This window comes from Polyangiaceae bacterium (assembly GCA_016715885.1).
GTDB lineage: Bacteria > Myxococcota_A > Polyangia > Polyangiales > Polyangiaceae > Polyangium.
On the sequence record JADJXL010000021.1, the window covers coordinates 195,641 to 213,293 of the forward strand.

A 17,653-nucleotide genomic window follows, 5' to 3' on the forward strand; every position below is an offset into this window, starting at 1 on the left:
GACGATGCGGCCGATCGATCGAAGCGAGGTTCTGCCGATTGGCGAATACGAACAGGTGAGGGCGCGTTTTCGTGCGCGGGTCATCGACGAGAAGCGTCATCGTCGCGTCACCGTGGGACCGCACATGTCGGTGGTGTTCGAGAATCGCGACACGGCGCTCTTGCAGATTCAGGAGATGCTGCGCGCTGAGCGGATCACCAAAGAGAGCAGCATCCAGCACGAGATCGACACATACAACGATCTGATTCCGGGCGACGACGAGCTCAGCATGACGCTCTTCATCGAGATCGTGGACGCCGTGCTTCGCGAAAAGACGTTGATCGACCTGAGGGGACTCGAAGAAAAGGTCGGCCTCGAGGTGAACGGCGTGCTGTTTGGCGCGACGCACCCGCCGCATGGAGTCATGCCGGATCGCACGACGGCGGTGCATTACTTCAAGGTGAAACTATCGACGGAAGCTCGTCAGGCGATCCACTCGAAGTCGGCTACCCTTGCCGTGCGCGTCGATCATCCGCAGTATGCGGTGCGCGTGGAGCTCCCTCGAGCTGTCGTTGCGAGCCTTTCGGAAGACTTTTCCTGACGATGATCACCCTCGTAAGACCCATCAAGTTCGAGGACGTCGATGCTGCGAGCATCGTCTTTTTCGGTCGATTTCTCGGGTTTGCCCACGAAGCGATGGAGCATTTTTTCAGCGGGCTCGACGGTGGATACGCGCATCTCATCGTAGGTCGGCGCGTGGGTTTGCCCGCGGTCAAGGTCAACATGCAGTTTCATGCGCCGGCCAAGTACGGCGACGTGCTCCGCATCGAGACGACGACGGCGCACTTGGGCAATCGCAGTGCAACGCTGCGCTATCGCATGTTTCGCGAACGTGATGGTGTTCAGGTGGCCGAGGTCGAGCACACGGTTGTCACGACGAACCTCGAGACGCTCTCGTCGTGTCCGATGCCCGATGACGTGCGAGCCATCTTTTCGGCGCATCTTCTGGTAGATTCGCCAGCCGTGTGAGCACTCCGGGCCGGCGTGTCGAGCTGAAGCTCATTCGCGATCGCGAGCACTACGACGTGCTCGTGTTGCGCGTGATGGCCAAAGCGCGCGTCAGTTTGTGGATTGCAACGGCGAACGTGAAGGAGCTGCGGATCGAGGCGCCTTTGGGGTCACGTGCGCGTGCGCGAGGTCGTTACGTCTCGCTGCTCGAACTGCTCGGCGACTTGGCTTCGCGCGGAGTCGAGCTGCGGCTTTTGCATGCGGGGGTGCCTTCGCGGGCGTTTCGATCGGAGCTCGAGCGTCATGACAAACTCCGGTCCGGGGCGCTCGAGATGCGTTGTTGTCCGCGGGTGCATTTGAAGATGATCGCGGTGGACGGTACGTCGTTGTATTTGGGTTCGGCGAATTTGACGGGGGCGGGGCTTGGGGCGAAGGGGGAGGGGCGGCGCAATTTCGAGGCGGGTGTGTTGCTCGACGACGACGTGCTTCTCGACGAAATGCAGGGGGTATTCGATCGCATATGGACGGGGAAGGAATGCAAGGGTTGTCGGTTGCGCGAGGTTTGTCCGCGGCCGCTCGATATGCCCGTGGCGCCTTCAAAGACGGTCGTGCGTCCTGTGCGATTGAGTCGGAAACGCGGCTAGCCGAATTGGCTGGCTCATGAGCGCGTTACGGAACATCATTTGTGGCGCGTTAAAATGAACACCGTGAATTGCTATGTGTATGAATTGCTATTGTTGCATGCATTTTGTGGAGTACGTACGATTGCATTGAGTGGTAGCTAAAATAATCGCCCGAGACGACAAAATTCGATTTGGACAATACTTGATTACTTGCAATTCGGGTAATGGATGTCTTGACCTCGATGGAGCATGCATGTAATGCTGTGAGGATGATTGCAATAGATCGAATCACAGCAATGGGAGTGGTTTTTGGCGCGTTGGCATTCTTGCCGGGTTGCGGCTCGGGATCGACGGGGCCCGAGCAGAATGCGCCGACGACCGTGGACGAGTTTGCCGCCGTTCCGGCGCCGCCGACAGGTGCCGTGCGATATGATTTTCCGGAACAAGTTGTCGCGCCGGGGGCTGATGTACAGACCTGTTACTTCATGGAGCCGGTGGCCGAAGACGTGTTCATTCGGGCGCTGGATAGCTATCAAAGCAGATTTGGTCACCACCTCATTCTATTTCGAGCTGAAAAGCCAGAGCCTGTAGGATCGGTGCGTGATTGCACGTCGATCCAGGACATGATCAATTTGATGCCCGTGATTTCTTCGGTGAATTTCGGATTGCAAGAGTTCCCCGAAGGAATGGCGGTTCGCGTGCCAGCCGGGACGCAACTCGTTCTGCAGCAGCATATTGTGAATACGAGTGAAAATTCGATTCGTCTCCGTGATGCGGTGCATGTTCGGTACGCGCCGAAAGCGGAGGTGCAAATCATGGCTGGGTTCTATGGACTGTCGGACGTGAACTTCATTTTGCCGCCTCATAACCAGCACACGACGAATTGGGAGTGTGTCGTTCCCCGTGACATGAGTGTGTTGCTCATGGGGCCGCACATGCATGAGTGGGGCAAGAGTTTCGTTGCGCAAGCAGGCCCCGTGGACAACCTGCAGACGATCATCGACATTCCAGAATGGCGAGCCGAAATGCGCGACACACCTCCAGTGACCGAATATTCAAAGGATGCGCCGCTACTTCTCAAGCAAGGAGATGTGATTCGCACGAAATGCACCTGGATGAATACGACGGCGGAAGAGCTAATCTTCCCGTACGAGATGTGCGCGACGTACGGATACTATTTCCCCGCGCCTGAAGGGTCGGAGGTATGGACATGCGGAGGATCGCAAGTGTTCTGATATTGGCGTTCGTCGCGGGCTGTGGAGATCCGGATGCCGAACCGGAGGCCCCGGCGACATTGCAGGAAATCGAGGCCGAGGTATTCGCAAAGAGCTGCGCATTCAGCACGTGCCACAAGGGCGCGTCACCAGCCGGCGGAATCGCGCTCGACGGGCCGACGTACGATGTTCTCGTAGGCAAGGAATCCGTAGGCGCACCTGGGCGAATCCTCGTCGTTCCCGGCGATCCAGCGGCGTCGTACGTGTATGAAAAACTCACGCAGGAAAAACCCGCCAATGGCACCCAAATGCCGCCGACCGCTCCGCTCGGCGCGGCTCGACTCGAAATGATCAAATCATGGATAGAAGCAGGCGCGAAAAACGATTGAACCGGCAGCGGGCTTGGTTGATGCTCACGACGCTCGTCATGGGCGCAATGGTCGCATGCACCACCGAGTCACAGAATGGAACGACGGCGGCTTCGAGCAGCGGCGATCCCGTCCTGAAGCCGCCGGCGGGGGCTTGTATACAACCGGGCGACACGGGCAATGAAGTCGGCGTGGGTACGCCGTGTACGCCCAATGGAAAAGAATGCATTCATCTGCAGCCAAAACCACTGAGCTGCACGGCCGATTTCGGTCAAGATGAATGGTTCTGCACGGTCGCATTTTGCATGTCCGACGAGCAATGCGGCAGCGGCGCAATTTGCCATAAAACCGACCTTGGTTCGGGATGCGTCCTGAAACGTTGCTTCAGCGACGGCACGGGCGGCAATGGCGGTTCGGGCGGCGCTGGCGGTTCGGGCGGCTCAGGTGGTGCTGGTGGTACTGCCGGTGCTGCTGGCATGGGTGGCACTGCCGGTGCCGGTGGCGCTGGCGGTTCGGGCGGCGGTACGTAACACTTCGCTTCATGTCCATTGCTCGCCGCGATTACATTCTCAGGCTCATCGAGCAGTTCGCCGAAGCGCTCGCGCGAATCATGGGCCTGAGAAAAGCCGGTAAACTCGACGACGCCCAAAAGCTCGCAAGCGAAACGGCCGACGGCATCTTCGGCGCGCTTCGCGTCATGATCGATCAGGTCGACGCGAGCAGTGCGGCGGCGCTTTTGGGATCGCGCGAAAAGATCTCGGTGTACGCGGCATTGACCGCGGAAAATGCAGAGATCGCCGCGGCAAAAGGCGATGCTCGCAAGGCGCAGGCTCACCGCCGGCGTGCGCTCGAGTTGTTCCTCGAAGCTTCGCGTGTGGGGACATTGGATACGCAATCACGGGCGACGGTCGAATCACTCCGACAAACCATCGACGTGGAGCGTCTCGGCGATCGTTATCGCGAATTGATCGCTCGATTGCCTACACTGACGACCTGAATGGCTGCCGTGCGGTGTGGTAGGTGAAAACCTAGAACCAGTCCTCGTCCACGCCTACGTCTTCACCGGCCAGCAATACCTGGCCTTGCTGGCTGACGAGCACTTCGAGGTTTTTCCCCTCTCGCTCAATTTCCGCCATGTATTGAATGCGCGATCCTTGACGGACTTCGTGCACCTCCTTGATGGTCGCACCCTGCGCCCACTTTTCGATGGCCTGCCGTACGGCCGGCGGAGTTTGCGCAAGTGCAATTTCGGTCGTGTCGACGTCGCCTCGCAGCGGCTCCTCCTGAATGGGTTGCGGCGCCTGCGGCTGCGCCTGCCCCTGCTGCTGCTGGGCTTGGTCATCTGCGAATGCCGGTATTGCTACGAGACCCGCGGCGAGCGAGCCGATGATGCCCCACCTTACGTGCTTCATCTTCGGTTTCTCCTTCCAAACGGTCGACCTGCACCGTGCAGATCGAAACGTCCGAAGTGAATGCGACAGCGATGCCGCTTCGAGCCTGTTCCCCGAGTGCTCATTTACGCAATTGGCTGCGTGCGTCGGCTCGCGAGTATTCGCGATTTTCTTGTACATTGCGGTTGCCGCACGCGTCGTGATCGACCAAGGGGCTCGGCATGAGCACGTCGCAAAGTCCCGATCCAGCCGCGCTCGACCGCGTGGCTCTTGCCGCATTGTCGCGCGTGGCCGATGGCATGACGCTGGGCCTTGGCACCGGCCGCGCCGCCGAAGCTTTCATCCAGCGTCTTGGCGAGCGCGTTCGTCGCGGCTTGCGCGTGCGCGGCGTGCCAACGTCGAAGCGTTCCGAGGAGCTCGCGCAGCGCGTGCAAATCGAATGCGTGTCGCTCGATGCGATCGATGGGATCGACATTGCGTTCGATGGCGCTGACGAAGTTGCTCCCGACTTGGCGCTGACGAAAGGGCTTGGTGGAGCGCTGCTTCGTGAACGCGTCGTCGCCTACGAGGCCGAGCGGCTCGTCATTCTGGTGACGCCGGAGAAGATCGTCCCGAAGCTCGGCACGCGCACCGCGATTCCTATCGAGGTCGTTCCGTTTGCAGTTCCTACGGCTTCGAAACATTTGCGCGCGCTTGGAGGCAACCCGCAGGTGCGCAAGAAGCCGGACGGTTTTCCCTTCGTGACCGACAACATGAATTGGATCCTCGATACGAAGTTCGAGCCGATCGATGACTCCGCAAAGCTCCATGACGAAGCGCGACGCATTCCAGGCGTCGTCGACACGGGCCTGTTCATCAACATGGCCGACGTCGTGCTCGTGGGCGGTGACGACGCCGTTACCGAGATGCGCTGAGCGCCTTCATTCGCGCCTCGATCCGATCCAATCGCAAGTCCCCCGGTGCACCCGGTGAAACCCGCGCGTCGAGGCTCTTCGCTGCGTCGCCTTGGACGAGCTGCTCGAGCTCCAGCGCGACGCGCCGGTACGCATCACGAAACGGCATGCCCGAAGCCGTGAGCTCAACCGCGCGATCGGTCGCAAAACATTCCGGCGTAATCGCAGAAAGCATCCGCTCGCGATCGAACCGCAGCCCCGCAATGAGCCGCGGGACGAGACGCACCGTCGTCAGCGTTTCATCGATGCCTCGCAAAAGCGGCGCCTTGGTCAATTGCAAGTCGCGGTGATAACCCGAAGGCAACGCGACGATCGTTTGTACTTCAACCATTGCACCTTGCACGACCGAACACGCAGCGCGCATCAGCTCCACCACGTCCGGGTTGCGCTTCTGCGGCATGATCGACGAACCCGTCGTGAACGCATCGGGGAGTTTGACGAAACCAAACTCGCTCGTCGTGAAGAGGCTCAAGTCCCACGCGAGCCGTCGAATCGTCGCCATGACATGCCAAGCCGCCGCCAGGATCGTCGCTTCCACGATGCCGCGCGACGTTTGCGAGCCAAGCGGATTCCATGCGACGTCGGCAAAACCGAGGTCCCGTGCAACGCCCTCGCGATCGAGCGGCAAGTTCACGCCATAACCCGCCGCAGCACCAAGCGGCGAACGATCGACCAGCGCACGCGCCGCTCGCACGGGGATCACTCCATCGAGAAAACCGTCTGCAAAGGCCGCGGCCCAAAGGCCCACGGAGCTCGGCACGGCACGTTGCAAATGCGTGTAGCCCGGCAGCGGCGTCCTCGATTCACGTGCTGCAAGCTCGAGCAGCGCTGCAGCGGTTTCGAGACAGAGTTTGTCGAGGTCATCCAGCGCGTCACGCTCGTAGAGGCGCAGCGCGACGAGGACCTGGTCGTTGCGACTTCGGCCCGTGTGCACCTTTTTGCCAACGTCGCCGAGCTTTTCGACGAGCGCTGCTTCGATGGCCGTGTGCCCATCTTCGTCTGCTTCGGTCAGGACGAGCTCACCCGCGTCGTTTTTCTGAACCAACTCGGCGAGCGCGTTTGTCAAAGCGGAACGTTCGTCCGCGGACAGGATCCCGATTCGATGGAGCCCTTCGACGTGAGCTCGCGTCGCGACGAGGTCGTATGCGAGCAGGCGTTGATCGAGTTTCCAGTCGTCGCGTGAGGTGTATCGGAGCATGGCGGCGTCGGGGGCGCCGCCCTTGTCCCAGAGGCGTTTTGTCACGGGCTATCGAGGCTCTCGTCGACGAGCGCGCGCAGCTCGGCGAGCTTCTTCGCGCGTTCGGGATCGATGGGTTTACGGGCAGTGGGTGCGGGCATGGATCGTTCGAGCTCTGCGAGGGTTTCTTCCGCCGTCAGGCCGCGCTTGCTTCGACCGAAGCTGAACACGCGCGAAAACCAACTCTCGGCTTGATCGAGGACGAACGCGTCGCTGCGAATCCCTTTTGGATCTTCGCGCAATCGCCGCACGACCGCCGCATTGGCGCGGACCCACATTTCGGATCGATCGAAGTGTTGGCGCGGAATTGGATCGAGGTGCTTGTGCGCGAGGCGCATGTCCACGCCGAAGCTCTTGCAGAAAATGGCGAGCGCGAGCGTGAGCTCTTCGGTCGTGAGGCGCGTGGCCGAATGCACTTTGGCGCCGCCGCAACCTTTGACGACGACGTGCGAACCGTTTGCGACGAGCACGCCGAAGCCGAGCATCGTTGCAGCGAGATCCGTCACGGGCTCCCGATCTTGGGGATCCACGTCGTCGTACGCGCCAGCCTCGGTCATGAACACGCTCGCGACCGAGCGCACGAGCGCCGTCGTCAAGACGACCGGATGGCCGACTTCACCCGTGCCGACGGAGACGACGTACGAACCATCCTTGCGTCGCCCTACGCGATCGAGTCGCGTTTCAATTTTTCCACCTGGCCCACACGCGCCCGATCCGCAACCCCCGGCGCTCGCGGTTTCACCTTCCGGCGTCACGAACATCAGCTCGACATCGACGTCGGACAAACCTGCATGCGCTTGCATGCGCTTCATCAGCGCAACGACGGCTTTGGGCGAAGCGTCGAAGACATCCGGGAAAAACTCTTCCGTGGGCAGGATGATTCCGCTCACGGGTTCCGCGCCTTGTTCGAACAGCGCTGCGGTGCGGTGAAGCATCCAGCGAATGCGAGGTTCTGCCGGCAGGTTCATTCCTCGAGTCTATGCTGTGAAGGTCGCGGCGTCGAAACTCGAAAAGCGAATTGGCTTTTGCTTGCTTGCGAGTGACGACAGGCGCATGAGGAACCCACGAAAACATGACTGCCGTCGAAGCATCAAATCCAACGGATCCGGAAATTTCGTCGCGCAAGGCAGACCATATCGATCTCTGCGTGTCGGGTGATGTCGGGTTTCACGCGAAGACGACTTTGTTCGATGCAGTCGAGCTCGTTCACGATGCGCTGCCGGAGCTGTCGCTCGATGACGTCGACACGTCCGTCACGCTTTTCGGTAAGCGCTTGCGAGCACCGATCATCATCGCGGCGATGACGGGTGGCACCGAGCGTGCGCGCGGGATCAACCGCGAGCTTGCGCAGATCGCGGAAGAGCGCGGGTATGGTTTTGGTCTTGGGAGCCAACGAGCGATTTTGAAGGGGCAACCTCGCGACACGTACGAAGTGCGTGACGTTGCGCCAACAGCGCTCGTGCTGGGCAACATCGGAGGCGTGCAAGCTCGAACGCTCGCAACCGATGCCGTTCGAGGGCTCGTCGACGACGTTGGTGCCGATGCGCTTTGCGTGCATTTGAACCCGGCGATGGAGATCGTGCAGCCCGAAGGCGACCGCGATTTCGTCGGTGTCGTGGATGCGCTCGAGCGGCTCGTGGCAGAGCTCGGTGTGCCTGTCATCGCGAAAGAAACGGGTTGTGGTCTTGGTGCGCAGGCCGTGAAAAAGCTGGCGAAAGCAGGCGTACGGCATGTGGATGTATCGGGTGCGGGGGGAACGAGCTGGGTGGCGGTCGAAGCTGCTCGAGCGGCGGGGAATGCGCGATCGCTGGGCGATGCGCTGCGCGAGTGGGGTGTTCCGACAGCGGCGTCGGTGATGATCGCGCATCGAGTGAGGCCGCGGTTCAAGACGATCATTGCGACGGGAGGTGTGGCGAGCGGCATGGATGCGGCGAAAGCGATCGCGCTCGGTGCACACGCGGCTGGGATGGCGCGGCCCGTGTTGCAAGCGCTCGTTGCGGGAGGACGGGACGGCGCCGTTGCGTTCTTGAATCAAGCGGAGGCCGAGCTTCGGGCGGTCATGTTGCTCGTGGGCGCGCGTAACGTGCGCGACTTGCAAAACGCGCCGATCGTGCTTGGCCCGGCACTCGAGCGGTGGACGGCTGCGTCTCGACGTCGCCGAAAACGGTGATGTGAGCGTGTTGCGATCGAGAGGTCTTCCTGCCGGCGAGCGGAGCGTGCTACCGTCCGGGGCGCTGGAGATCGCTGGGAGACGATGAGCGTCAACGAAGAGCAATCTACGCCGTCGAGCGAAGAGCCCCCGGAAGACCTGAAGAAGGAGCGGGATCAGTTCATCCAGCAGTTCTTCCGCAAGGGTGCGCAACTGACGGAAGAGCTTCTGAAGGAGAACGAGCGCCTTCAGGACCGCATCGCTGCGCTCGAAGCCGAAAACGGGCGCTTGCGTGCGCACGTTGCGAGCGACACGGCGATGCGCGATCTGCTCCACAAGATCGAAGAGCTCGAAGCCGAAAAACGGGCGTTGCTGCAACGTTCGGCGGCCCTGCAAAACGTCGACGAAGACCGCTTCTCGTCGCGTCATGCGGAGGTCGAGGCGGAGCTTGCGAGCCTGGCCAATTTGTACGTGGCTACTTCACAGCTTCACAGCTCCGCGAACGTGCGCAACGTGCTCAGAAACATCAAGGAGCTCTTGGCACAGCTCCTTGGTGCTGCGAAATTCGGGGTTTACATCGCCTCGAGCGATCGAAAAGAACTCGTAGCCGTGGCAAGCGAAGGTCAGAACTTTGCAGACATTGCTACGTTGGTGGTGGACGACGGGGTGGTTGGTCGTGCGTTCACTTCGGGTAAGTTGTTTTATGACACGGACAATGACGTATCGAAGGGCAACGTCGAGCAGCCCGCAGCAGCGGTTCCACTGCTCATCGACGGTGATCCCATCGGCGTCATTGCGGTCTTCGGCACGCTCCCTCAGAAGACGGCCTTCGACGACCAGGATGGAGAGCTTTTCCGACTCCTGGGCACGCAGGCTGCCCTCGCGCTCGTCAGCGCGCGGCTTTTCACCGATGCAGGTCGCAAGGTGCCTGGCGTCCAGGCATTTCTCGACCTGGAGGACTGATTCATGGCCGAGTACTCCTGCCTGATTGTCGAAGATTCGCCCATGATGCGGCAGCTCTTGGTGTTCGCTCTCGCGCGACTCAAGAACCTGCGTGTCACCGAGGCGGACGACGGCGTGGATGGTCTGCGCAAACTCGCGTCGACGAAGTACGACGTCATCATCACCGACATCAACATGCCGATCATGGATGGTCTGAAGCTCGTCAAACGCGTCAGATCCGATCCGGTACACAAAGACACGCCGATCATCATCATCACCACCGAAGGGTCGCAGGAAGACCGTCAACGCGCCCTGCAGCTCGGCGCAAACGCGTACATCACCAAGCCCATCCAAGCGCCTCAGGTGATCGCGAAAGTCAAAGAGCTCCTCGGCATCGAGTGACTCCTCCGCTCGATTCGTTTCACGTCAAAATTTGCGGCATCACCCGCCCCGTCGACGCCGAGCTCGCCATCGCAGCCGGTGCCGACATGCTCGGCCTGAACTTCGTTCCATCGTCACCTCGCTGCATCGACGTCGCATGTGCGCAGGCGATCGCTCGTGTCGTGCTCGGACGCGCACGGATCGTCGGCGTGTTTGCCGATGCCGACGAAGCGCGCATACGCAGCATCGCGGATGACGTCCCGCTCGATCTCGTGCAGCTACATGGAGATGAGCCGCCCGAGCTCGTCGCGACGTTAGGGCCCCGCGCATTCAAGGCGGTTGCCGTTGGTTCTGCGGACGACGTCGAGTTTGCCAAGACGTACCCTGGTGACTTGCTCCTCGTGGATGCTCGCGTCGTGGGTCAGCGAGGGGGCACGGGCGTGCGTATCGATCCGGCGCTCGTCGCGCCGCTGGCTCGCGAGCGGCCCATCTTGCTCGCAGGTGGGCTCAAGCCGGACAACGTGGCCGAGGCGATACGTCACGTTGCTCCACGAGGCGTCGATGTGGCCAGTGGTGTCGAGAGCGCGCCGGGCATCAAAGATGAAGGCATGATGCGAAGGTTCGTTGCGGAAGCGCGGCGTGCTGCGCGCGAAGTATTCGATTTGCTTACTTGAACGAGCGAGGTTTCGATGAAGCGTTCTTCAGCTTTCCTGGTCGTCGCCGGATTGTTCAGTACGTCGTTTGCGTCCGCTGCGACGCTCGAGGTTGGTCCTGGAAAACCGTACGCCAGTCCTTGTCAGGCCGTTGCGGCGGCGAGCGATGGAGACGTGATCGAAATCGACGCGTCGGTTGGTTATGGCGGTGATGTTTGTGGCTGGAGCAAAAATGGTCTGACGCTGCGTGGTGTCGGCGGCCTCGCGAAGATCGACGCTGCAGGAAAAAACGCGCAAGGCAAAGCGATTTGGGTCATCGCTGGGAACGACACGATCGTCGAGAACATCGAGTTCACCGGTGCCACGGTGCCTGATCAAAACGGCGCGGGGATTCGACAAGAAGGCGCCAACCTCACGGTTCGTGGCTGCTACTTCCACGACAACGAGAACGGCATTCTCGCCGGCAACAACGCAAACAGCACGATCACGATCGAGTACACCGAGTTCGCAAACAACGGTTTTGGCGACGGACAAACCCACAACCTCTACATCAACCACGTCGGCAAACTCGTCTTCCAATACAACTATTCACACCACGCGAAGATCGGACATCTCCTGAAGTCGCGCGCTACGGAGAACTGGGTTCTCTACAATCGCCTAACGGGAGAAGACGGCACGGGCAGCTATGAGATCGACCTTCCGAACGGAGGGCGCTCGTTCATCATCGGCAACCTGATCCACCAGGGGCCGAACACCGACAACGGTTCGATCGTGTCGTATCGGCGCGAAGGACCGCACGCGGACAATCCCAGCACGGAACTGTTCGTCGTGAACAACTCGTTCGTGAATGAACGACCGAATGGCGGAACATTTCTCAACATTGATTCCGGCGTCACCGAACCCGTGATTGTCCGGAACAACATTTTCGTGGGTCCAGGAACCCTCACCAACCAGGCAAACGCCGTGCTTGCGTCGAACTTTCAAGGTGATCCGAAGTTCGTGAATCAAGCGGCTTTCGACTACCACCTCGATGCCTCGTCTCCATGTGCCGACATGGGCGAAGAGCCTGGCACAGGGGGCGGAATCGATTTGACCCCCAAGTTTCATTACGTGCATCCGGCGGATGCAACGGGCCGAGTGACGAAGGGCGTGATCGACATTGGCGCCTACGAGCTCGGGGGTGATGGAGGCGCTGGCGGCGCCGGTGGTGGCGGTGTTGGTGGTGCAGCAGGCGCCGGTGGTTCTGGCGCTGCGGGCGGTGCTGGAGGCGCTGGCGGAGGTGCTGGAGGCGTCGGAGGAAACGGCGGCGATGCGGGTGGTGCAGGTGGTTCGGGTGGGGGCGCGACGAGCGATGGCGGAAGTTGTGGTTGCACAGTCGTTGGCTCACAGAAGTTGCCCTCGCACGCGCTGCTTGGAGGGCTTTTCTTCGCTGCGTTCCTCGCTCGTCGTCGAACGATCAAACGCGCTCGATCTTGATTGATCATCGCCGTTTCGCGGTCACACCTCGCTTGGACCAGCGTCCAACGGCAAGCCGCACCGTAGGTGCTCGGTATCGTCCGACATGTCGCGTGATGGGAGATTCGTATGCGTTCGCGTTCCGTCGTTCTCGCTTCGGTAGGCCTTTCGTTCGCGCTCGGGTGTGCATCGTCTTCGCCCGAGCCCATCTCGTCGGCGGGCCCCGTACCGCTCGTGATTCCGCCGCCGAATCAAGGCCCGCCGCCCGTGCATACGACGCTTGCAGCCGTGGGGCTCGATGGAGCGGCCATCGATCGCACCGCTGATCCTTGCAAGGACTTCTATCAATTTGCGTGCGGTGGATGGATCGCGTCTACCGAGATTCCGAGCGACGCCGCGATGTGGGTGCGCAGCTTCAGCGAGATCAACAAGCGTAACGAAACAGCGCTGAAGGCCATCCTCGAGGACGCAGCATCCGCGAAAAACCCCGACCCCGCGACGCAGAAGATCGGCGACTACTTTGCAGCATGCATGGACGAGGCTGCGGTTGATGCGGCTGGAGCCGAACCGATCAAAGACCTCATTTCACGCGCGCGAAGCGTGAGCTCGGGCAAGGACGCTGCTGCGTTCGTGGCCGATCTGCACCGGAGGATGATCTTCCCCATCTTCACGATTTCGGGCGAACAAGACTTTGGCGATGCGACGCGCGTCATCGCGTACCTCGATCAGGGAGGTCTCGGCTTGCCTGATCGCGACTACTACACGAAGGACGACGACGAGAAGAAGCGTATCCGCAAGGCGTACGTGGAGCACGTCGAGCGGATGCTCGTGCTTGCGGGGTTCAACAAGAAGACTGCGCCGCGGGCCGCGGAGCAGGTGCTCGAGACCGAAACGGAGATCGCCAAGGTCTCGAAGACCAACGTCGAGCGTCGCGATCCCAAGAAGCAGTACAATCTTTTGAGCCGCAACGATCTTGCCAAGAAGGCCCCGCAGTTTCCCTGGGACGGCTACTTCAAGACGCTTGGAATCGGGGACGTGAAGCAGGTGAACGTCACATCGGTCGCGTTCTTCGAGGGGCTCGACAAGCTGCTCACGACGGTCAAACCGGACGCTTGGCAGAGTTACCTCGCCTATCACGTGGCGAAGTCCACCGCGAAGTATCTCTCCAAAGCGTTTGTCGAGGAAGACTTCGTGATGCGCAAGCTGCTTACGGGGCAGAAGGAGAACAAGCCACGCTGGAAGCGATGCGTTGCGTATACGGATCATGCGCTGGGTGAGCTGCTTGCACAGCCGTTCGTCTCGAAATACTTCGGCGGCGAATCGAAACGCGCCGCTGAACAGATGGTGCAAGAGATCTCGAAAGCGTTCGCTGTCGAGGTGAAGTCGCTCGACTGGATGGACGACAAAACGCGCGAAAAGGCGATCGCGAAGCTCGAGGCGATGGAGTACCTGATTGGGTATCCGGCGAAGTGGCGTTCGTATGATTTCAAAGTAGATCGCAAGAAGTTCGCGACGAATGCACTGACCTCGAACGAGCACGAGCAGAAGAGAGTTCTCACGAAGATCGACAAGCCCGTGGACCGTGGCGAATGGCTCATGAGTCCGGCGATGGTGAATGCCTATTACGATTGGTCGCGAAACCAGATGGTTTTTCCTGCCGGCATTCTTCAGCCTCCGTTCTATGACGTGAAGGCTGCCACGTACGTAAACCTCGGGGCCATCGGCATGGTTGTCGGGCACGAGCTGACGCATGGCTTCGACGATGAAGGATCGCAATTTGCCGCGAACGGGAACCTCGAAAACTGGTGGCAGCCCGAGGTGGCCAAAAAGTTTGAAGACAAAACATCGTGCGTTGCGCAGCAGTACTCGAGCTACGAAGCGATTCCGGGACGCAAGGTCAACGGTGAGCTCACGCTCGGGGAAAACATCGCCGACCTTGGAGGCATGAAGCTCGCCTTCATGGCGTATCGGCAATTGCGCAAGGGCGCTGCAAACATGACGGTTGCCGATGGTTTTACCGAGGACCAGCAGTTTTTCCTGGCCGCTGGGCAAGCATGGTGCGCGAAGGGGCGCGACGAATACCTGAGCATGCTCGTGCAGACGGATCCGCACTCGCCGCCGAAGTTTCGCGTAAACGGATCGGTGTCCAGCACGCCCGAGTTCGCCCAGGCCTTCTCGTGCAGCGAAGGTTCGCCCATGCGCCCCGCAAAGGCGTGCTCCGTCTGGTAGCGTTATCAGGCGCGCCCTGATGCCCGTCCTGCCCGCTCGCACGCATGCTCGAGCGTGTGGAGAGCTTGGATCGTAAAGGAACTTTCGGGCGGTTCGGCGGAAGGTTCGTCGCCGAAACGCTCGTGCCCGCCCTGGAAGAGCTCGAACGCGCCGTCGCCGAGGTCCTTCCGTCGCAAACGTTTCGTCGCGAGCTTTCGGAGCTCTTCGACAACTACGTCGGTAGGCCGACGCCGCTTTTCGAAGCTCGTAGGTTTGCCCGAAGCGTCGATCCCGACGGTGCGTCAATCCAAACGTTGTGGCTGAAGCGCGAAGACCTTTGTCATACGGGCGCGCACAAGATCAACAACGCGCTCGGACAGGTGCTGCTCGCCAAGGCGATGGGCAAAACGCGGATCATTGCGGAAACCGGCGCGGGGCAACACGGCGTCGCTACGGCAACGGCTGCCGCACTTTTGGGGCTTCCGTGTGACGTGTACCAGGGCGAAGTGGACATGCAGCGACAAGCGCCAAACGTCGCTCGCATGGAGCTGCTCGGGGCGCGGGTTCGACCGGTTCGCACAGGCTCGCGAACGCTCGTCGATGCGATGAACGAAGCGATGCGTGATTGGGTGACGAACGTTCGAACGACGTACTACTGCGTTGGAAGTGCCGCGGGACCGCATCCGTATCCAACGCTCGTGGCAACGCTTCAGCGCGTCATCGGAGACGAAGCTCGCGCGCAATGTTTGGCCCGTGGAACGCTACCCGATGTGGTCGTGGCGTGTGTCGGTGGAGGGTCGAATGCGATCGGCATGTGGAAAGCGTTTCTCGACGATGCCGACGTGAAGCTCGTTGGTGTCGAAGCTGCTGGCCGAGGACTCGATACGAACGAACACGCGGCGACGATCCATCGGGGAAGAGTAGGGGTGCTGCATGGGGCGAAGACGTACGTTCTTTGCGATGAATTCGGGCAGATTGTCCCGACGCACTCCATCAGCGCCGGACTCGATTATCCGGGCGTCGGGCCCGAACACGCGGCGCTGCGCGACTCGAATCGCGCGACGTACATGGCGGTGACCGACGATGAAGCGCTTTCGGCGGCGCACGACATGGCTCGTACCGAAGGCATCATCGTGGCGCTCGAATCCGCGCACGCGCTCGGCGCCGTTGCGGAAATTGCGCGGCGTGATGCTCTCGCTCGAGGTCGTCCGGTGCGGATCGCCGTGTGTCTTTCCGGCCGTGGAGACAAGGACCTGTCGACGCTCGCTTCACACGGGAGGTGCTGATGCATCGCATGGATCGCTGCTTCGCTGATCTCGAACGAGCTGGGAAAAAGGCGCTGTGCGTGTACCTCTGCGTCGGCGATCCATCGCTCGACGAGTCAGTCGCCTTGGCGCTTGCGGCGCTCGATGCAGGCGCCGATATGCTCGAGCTGGGTGTGCCGTTCAGTGATCCGACGGCGGATGGTCCCGTGCTCGCGCAAGCATCGAGGCGCGCGATAGCGTCGGGTTCGACGATCGAACGTGTCGTGGACGCGGCCCGCGACATCCGCCGGCAAACGAATGCGCCTCTCGTGCTGTTCACCTATTACAACCCCGTTTTCGTCGTGGGTGAGGCGCGTGTTGCAAGCTTGGCGAAAGATGCGGGAATCGATGCGATGCTGGTCGTGGACTTGCCGCCCGAGGAAGCGTCGGGGTTGCGCAATGCGTGCGCTGCGCGCGGCATGGGCCTCTTGCCGCTCGTTACGCCCACGAGCGATGCGGCACGCATGGAAGCGATCCTGCGCTTGTCGGTCGCACCTTTCGGAGCACCTCGAGGATTCGTTTACGCCGTGTCGATGACGGGTGTCACGGGAAGCTCGGCTGCGGATGTGGCGGCGATGGGTCGATCGGCGGAGACGATTCGCGCGATGTTCGGCATGCCGGTGCTCGTTGGATTCGGTATCGACGGTGGGGAGAGTGCAAGGGGTGCAGCGGGACCACGCGGCGCCGGGCCCGATGGTGTCGTCGTGGGGACGGCGGTTGCACGTCGCATCGAACAAGGTGTTTCGCAGGACGAACGAGTTCGTCTTGTACGAACGTTTGTCCAGGAACTGCGCCAGGCGCTCGATGCTTAGGTGGTGCCGTGCTTGAGAAGCACGCGGTTTCTGCCTGTGCGTTTGGCTTGGTAAAGCGCTTCGTCGGCGGCCCCGATGAGCTGCTCGGGCGTATCCATTTGCAGCTCTGGAAATGCCGCGACGCCGACGCTGATCGTAATGGGCATGCGCGTACCTTCGTGCTCGAAGATGGCGCCTTCGATGGCCGAACGGAGTCGTTCTCCGAGAATCCCCGCGTTGCTGAGGTTCACGCCGCGGCATAGAACCGCGAACTCTTCACCACCGTACCTGGCGAACACGTCTTCGGTGCGCACCGTGTGCTGCGTGATCTTGGAGATCTTCATGAGCACGTAGTCACCGGCGAGATGACCGTACGTGTCGTTCACGCGCTTGAAGTGGTCGACGTCGAACATGACGAGCGACAGCGCGGACATGTGCCGCTTCGCGTACGCGAGCTCGGTTTCGATACGGCCGAGGAAGTAGCGCTTGTTGAACGCTTTGGTGAGACCGTCGCGAAGCGCCGCGTCGATCATCTGCTGCTGGAAGCTGACGTCGAGGTGATCGTGGTAGGTGAATTTGAGGACCGTGATGGATCCGAGGCGGATTTTGTCGCCGTCTTCGAGGATTCGTTGCGTGACGCTCTCGCCGTTGACCAGGGTGCCGTTCGAGCTGTTCAGGTCTTCGATGATGTACTTGTCACCCGAGCGAATGAGGCGCGCGTGTCGTCGCGAAACACCGTCGTCGTTCAGGCGGAGGTTGGCGTTTGCGCCACGTCCGAGGACCATTTCAGCGCTCTCGATTTCGTGCATCTCGCCGACGTTGGAGCCTTGCAGCACGATGATGTACGCGCGATCGCGCTGAGAACGCGCCCGAAGCTCGTCTTGGAGCTCCTTGATATGGGCGACTCGTGTGGCTTCGCCGTCGTCTTCATGCAGCCGACTCATACTGCCAAACCCATCATAGCTGTGCGACGTACTCGTTGGGAACGCCAAAGCCA

The 17,653-nt window shown here is 60.9% G+C and carries 20 protein-coding genes; 16 read left to right on the forward strand and 4 right to left on the reverse strand.

Annotation, left to right across the window (positions count from 1 at the left end):
* Positions 1-4: 4 nt before the first annotated feature.
* The 7 genes from IPM54_31790 to IPM54_31820 all read left to right on the forward strand — a co-directional run bounded on the left by IPM54_31790 (position 5) and on the right by IPM54_31820 (position 4,189).
* Positions 5-580 (forward strand): DUF3501 family protein, encoded by a 576-nt coding sequence (locus IPM54_31790; protein MBK9264368.1) that lies wholly within the window; start codon positions 5-7, stop codon positions 578-580.
* A gap of 2 nt (positions 581-582) precedes the next feature.
* A complete protein-coding gene (locus IPM54_31795) occupies positions 583-1,008 on the forward strand; it encodes an acyl-CoA thioesterase (protein MBK9264369.1) in 426 nt (141 codons plus the stop codon).
* A gap of 74 nt (positions 1,009-1,082) precedes the next feature.
* Complete coding sequence (locus IPM54_31800; GenBank protein ID MBK9264370.1) at positions 1,083-1,631, forward strand: phospholipase; 549 nt, start codon at positions 1,083-1,085, stop codon at positions 1,629-1,631.
* 248 nt (positions 1,632-1,879) lie between these two features.
* Entirely contained in the window at positions 1,880-2,845 is a 966-nt protein-coding gene (locus tag IPM54_31805; GenBank protein MBK9264371.1) for a hypothetical protein, read from the forward strand.
* Positions 2,821-3,213 (forward strand): hypothetical protein, encoded by a 393-nt coding sequence (locus tag IPM54_31810; GenBank protein ID MBK9264372.1) that lies wholly within the window; start codon positions 2,821-2,823, stop codon positions 3,211-3,213. Before IPM54_31805 ends, IPM54_31810 begins: the two co-directional genes overlap by 25 nt.
* Positions 3,183-3,722, forward strand: a complete 540-nt coding sequence (locus tag IPM54_31815) for a hypothetical protein (GenBank protein ID MBK9264373.1) — start codon at positions 3,183-3,185, stop codon at positions 3,720-3,722. The genes IPM54_31810 and IPM54_31815 overlap by 31 nt, the downstream gene beginning before the upstream one ends.
* A gap of 11 nt (positions 3,723-3,733) precedes the next feature.
* A complete protein-coding gene (locus tag IPM54_31820) occupies positions 3,734-4,189 on the forward strand; it encodes a hypothetical protein (GenBank protein ID MBK9264374.1) in 456 nt (151 codons plus the stop codon).
* Between the two features lie 31 nt (positions 4,190-4,220).
* Here the strand turns inward: IPM54_31820 and IPM54_31825 are convergent, their stop codons facing one another.
* Positions 4,221-4,604 carry a hypothetical protein gene (locus IPM54_31825; GenBank protein MBK9264375.1) on the reverse strand — a complete coding sequence of 128 codons (384 nt, stop codon included), beginning with the start codon at positions 4,602-4,604 and terminating at the stop codon, positions 4,221-4,223.
* A 200-nt stretch (positions 4,605-4,804) separates the two neighbouring features.
* On the opposite strand from IPM54_31825, the gene rpiA reads away from it, so the two are divergent.
* A complete protein-coding gene (gene rpiA / locus IPM54_31830) occupies positions 4,805-5,497 on the forward strand; it encodes a ribose-5-phosphate isomerase RpiA (protein ID MBK9264376.1) in 693 nt (230 codons plus the stop codon).
* Here the strand turns inward: rpiA and argH are convergent.
* Both argH and IPM54_31840 read right to left on the reverse strand, forming a co-directional pair.
* Positions 5,481-6,779, reverse strand: coding sequence for an argininosuccinate lyase (argH, locus tag IPM54_31835; GenBank protein MBK9264377.1), 1,299 nt, complete (start codon positions 6,777-6,779; stop codon positions 5,481-5,483). The two genes, rpiA and argH, sit on opposite strands and share 17 nt — an antisense overlap.
* The gene (locus IPM54_31840) at positions 6,776-7,741 is read right to left on the reverse strand and encodes a hypothetical protein (GenBank protein ID MBK9264378.1); all 966 of its coding nucleotides are present in this window, start codon (positions 7,739-7,741) and stop codon (positions 6,776-6,778) included. Before IPM54_31840 ends, argH begins: the two co-directional genes overlap by 4 nt.
* Positions 7,742-7,845: 104 nt before the next feature.
* Between IPM54_31840 and IPM54_31845 the strand changes: the two genes are divergently transcribed.
* From IPM54_31845 to IPM54_31880, 8 genes are all read left to right on the forward strand, one after another.
* Positions 7,846-8,943 (forward strand): type 2 isopentenyl-diphosphate Delta-isomerase, encoded by a 1,098-nt coding sequence (locus tag IPM54_31845; protein MBK9264379.1) that lies wholly within the window; start codon positions 7,846-7,848, stop codon positions 8,941-8,943.
* 84 nt (positions 8,944-9,027) lie between these two features.
* Positions 9,028-9,885, forward strand: coding sequence for a GAF domain-containing protein (locus tag IPM54_31850; GenBank protein ID MBK9264380.1), 858 nt, complete (start codon positions 9,028-9,030; stop codon positions 9,883-9,885).
* A 3-nt stretch (positions 9,886-9,888) separates the two neighbouring features.
* The gene (locus IPM54_31855) at positions 9,889-10,266 is read left to right on the forward strand and encodes a response regulator (GenBank protein ID MBK9264381.1); all 378 of its coding nucleotides are present in this window, start codon (positions 9,889-9,891) and stop codon (positions 10,264-10,266) included.
* Entirely contained in the window at positions 10,263-10,919 is a 657-nt protein-coding gene (locus tag IPM54_31860) for a phosphoribosylanthranilate isomerase (GenBank protein MBK9264382.1), read from the forward strand. Before IPM54_31855 ends, IPM54_31860 begins: the two co-directional genes overlap by 4 nt.
* 15 nt (positions 10,920-10,934) lie before the next feature.
* On the forward strand, positions 10,935-12,374 hold the full coding sequence (locus IPM54_31865; GenBank protein ID MBK9264383.1) for a hypothetical protein: 1,440 nt from the start codon (positions 10,935-10,937) through the stop codon (positions 12,372-12,374).
* Between the two features lie 108 nt (positions 12,375-12,482).
* A complete protein-coding gene (locus IPM54_31870; GenBank protein ID MBK9264384.1) occupies positions 12,483-14,582 on the forward strand; it encodes a M13 family metallopeptidase in 2,100 nt (699 codons plus the stop codon).
* Positions 14,583-14,626: 44 nt separating this feature from the next.
* Positions 14,627-15,847: a tryptophan synthase subunit beta gene (gene trpB, locus IPM54_31875; GenBank protein ID MBK9264385.1), complete on the forward strand. Its 1,221-nt coding sequence runs from the start codon at positions 14,627-14,629 to the stop codon at positions 15,845-15,847.
* 8 nt (positions 15,848-15,855) lie between these two features.
* Positions 15,856-16,677, forward strand: coding sequence for a tryptophan synthase subunit alpha (locus IPM54_31880; protein MBK9264386.1), 822 nt, complete (start codon positions 15,856-15,858; stop codon positions 16,675-16,677).
* Here IPM54_31880 and IPM54_31885 read toward each other — a convergent pair.
* Complete coding sequence (locus IPM54_31885; protein MBK9264387.1) at positions 16,674-17,600, reverse strand: diguanylate cyclase; 927 nt, start codon at positions 17,598-17,600, stop codon at positions 16,674-16,676. The genes IPM54_31880 and IPM54_31885 overlap by 4 nt on opposite strands.
* Between the last annotated feature and the right edge of the window lie 53 nt (positions 17,601-17,653).

Bases quoted from the DNA above. Each gene is read 5' to 3' on its own strand.
- IPM54_31790 (MBK9264368.1), top strand. From the start codon at position 5: ATGCGGCCGATCGATCGAAGCGAGGTTCTGCCGATTGGCGAATACGAA.
- IPM54_31795 (MBK9264369.1), top strand. From the start codon at position 583: ATGATCACCCTCGTAAGACCCATCAAGTTCGAGGACGTCGATGCTGCG.
- IPM54_31800 (MBK9264370.1), top strand. From the start codon at position 1,083: ATGGCCAAAGCGCGCGTCAGTTTGTGGATTGCAACGGCGAACGTGAAG.
- IPM54_31805 (MBK9264371.1), top strand. From the start codon at position 1,880: ATGATTGCAATAGATCGAATCACAGCAATGGGAGTGGTTTTTGGCGCG.
- IPM54_31810 (MBK9264372.1), top strand. From the start codon at position 2,821: ATGCGGAGGATCGCAAGTGTTCTGATATTGGCGTTCGTCGCGGGCTGT.
- IPM54_31815 (MBK9264373.1), top strand. From the start codon at position 3,183: ATGGATAGAAGCAGGCGCGAAAAACGATTGAACCGGCAGCGGGCTTGG.
- IPM54_31820 (MBK9264374.1), top strand. From the start codon at position 3,734: ATGTCCATTGCTCGCCGCGATTACATTCTCAGGCTCATCGAGCAGTTC.
- IPM54_31825 (MBK9264375.1), bottom strand. From the start codon at position 4,604: ATGAAGCACGTAAGGTGGGGCATCATCGGCTCGCTCGCCGCGGGTCTC.
- rpiA (MBK9264376.1), top strand. From the start codon at position 4,805: ATGAGCACGTCGCAAAGTCCCGATCCAGCCGCGCTCGACCGCGTGGCT.
- IPM54_31840 (MBK9264378.1), bottom strand. From the start codon at position 7,741: ATGAACCTGCCGGCAGAACCTCGCATTCGCTGGATGCTTCACCGCACC.
- IPM54_31845 (MBK9264379.1), top strand. From the start codon at position 7,846: ATGACTGCCGTCGAAGCATCAAATCCAACGGATCCGGAAATTTCGTCG.
- IPM54_31850 (MBK9264380.1), top strand. From the start codon at position 9,028: ATGAGCGTCAACGAAGAGCAATCTACGCCGTCGAGCGAAGAGCCCCCG.
- IPM54_31855 (MBK9264381.1), top strand. From the start codon at position 9,889: ATGGCCGAGTACTCCTGCCTGATTGTCGAAGATTCGCCCATGATGCGG.
- IPM54_31865 (MBK9264383.1), top strand. From the start codon at position 10,935: ATGAAGCGTTCTTCAGCTTTCCTGGTCGTCGCCGGATTGTTCAGTACG.
- IPM54_31870 (MBK9264384.1), top strand. From the start codon at position 12,483: ATGCGTTCGCGTTCCGTCGTTCTCGCTTCGGTAGGCCTTTCGTTCGCG.
- trpB (MBK9264385.1), top strand. From the start codon at position 14,627: ATGCTCGAGCGTGTGGAGAGCTTGGATCGTAAAGGAACTTTCGGGCGG.
- IPM54_31880 (MBK9264386.1), top strand. From the start codon at position 15,856: ATGGATCGCTGCTTCGCTGATCTCGAACGAGCTGGGAAAAAGGCGCTG.
- IPM54_31885 (MBK9264387.1), bottom strand. From the start codon at position 17,600: ATGAGTCGGCTGCATGAAGACGACGGCGAAGCCACACGAGTCGCCCAT.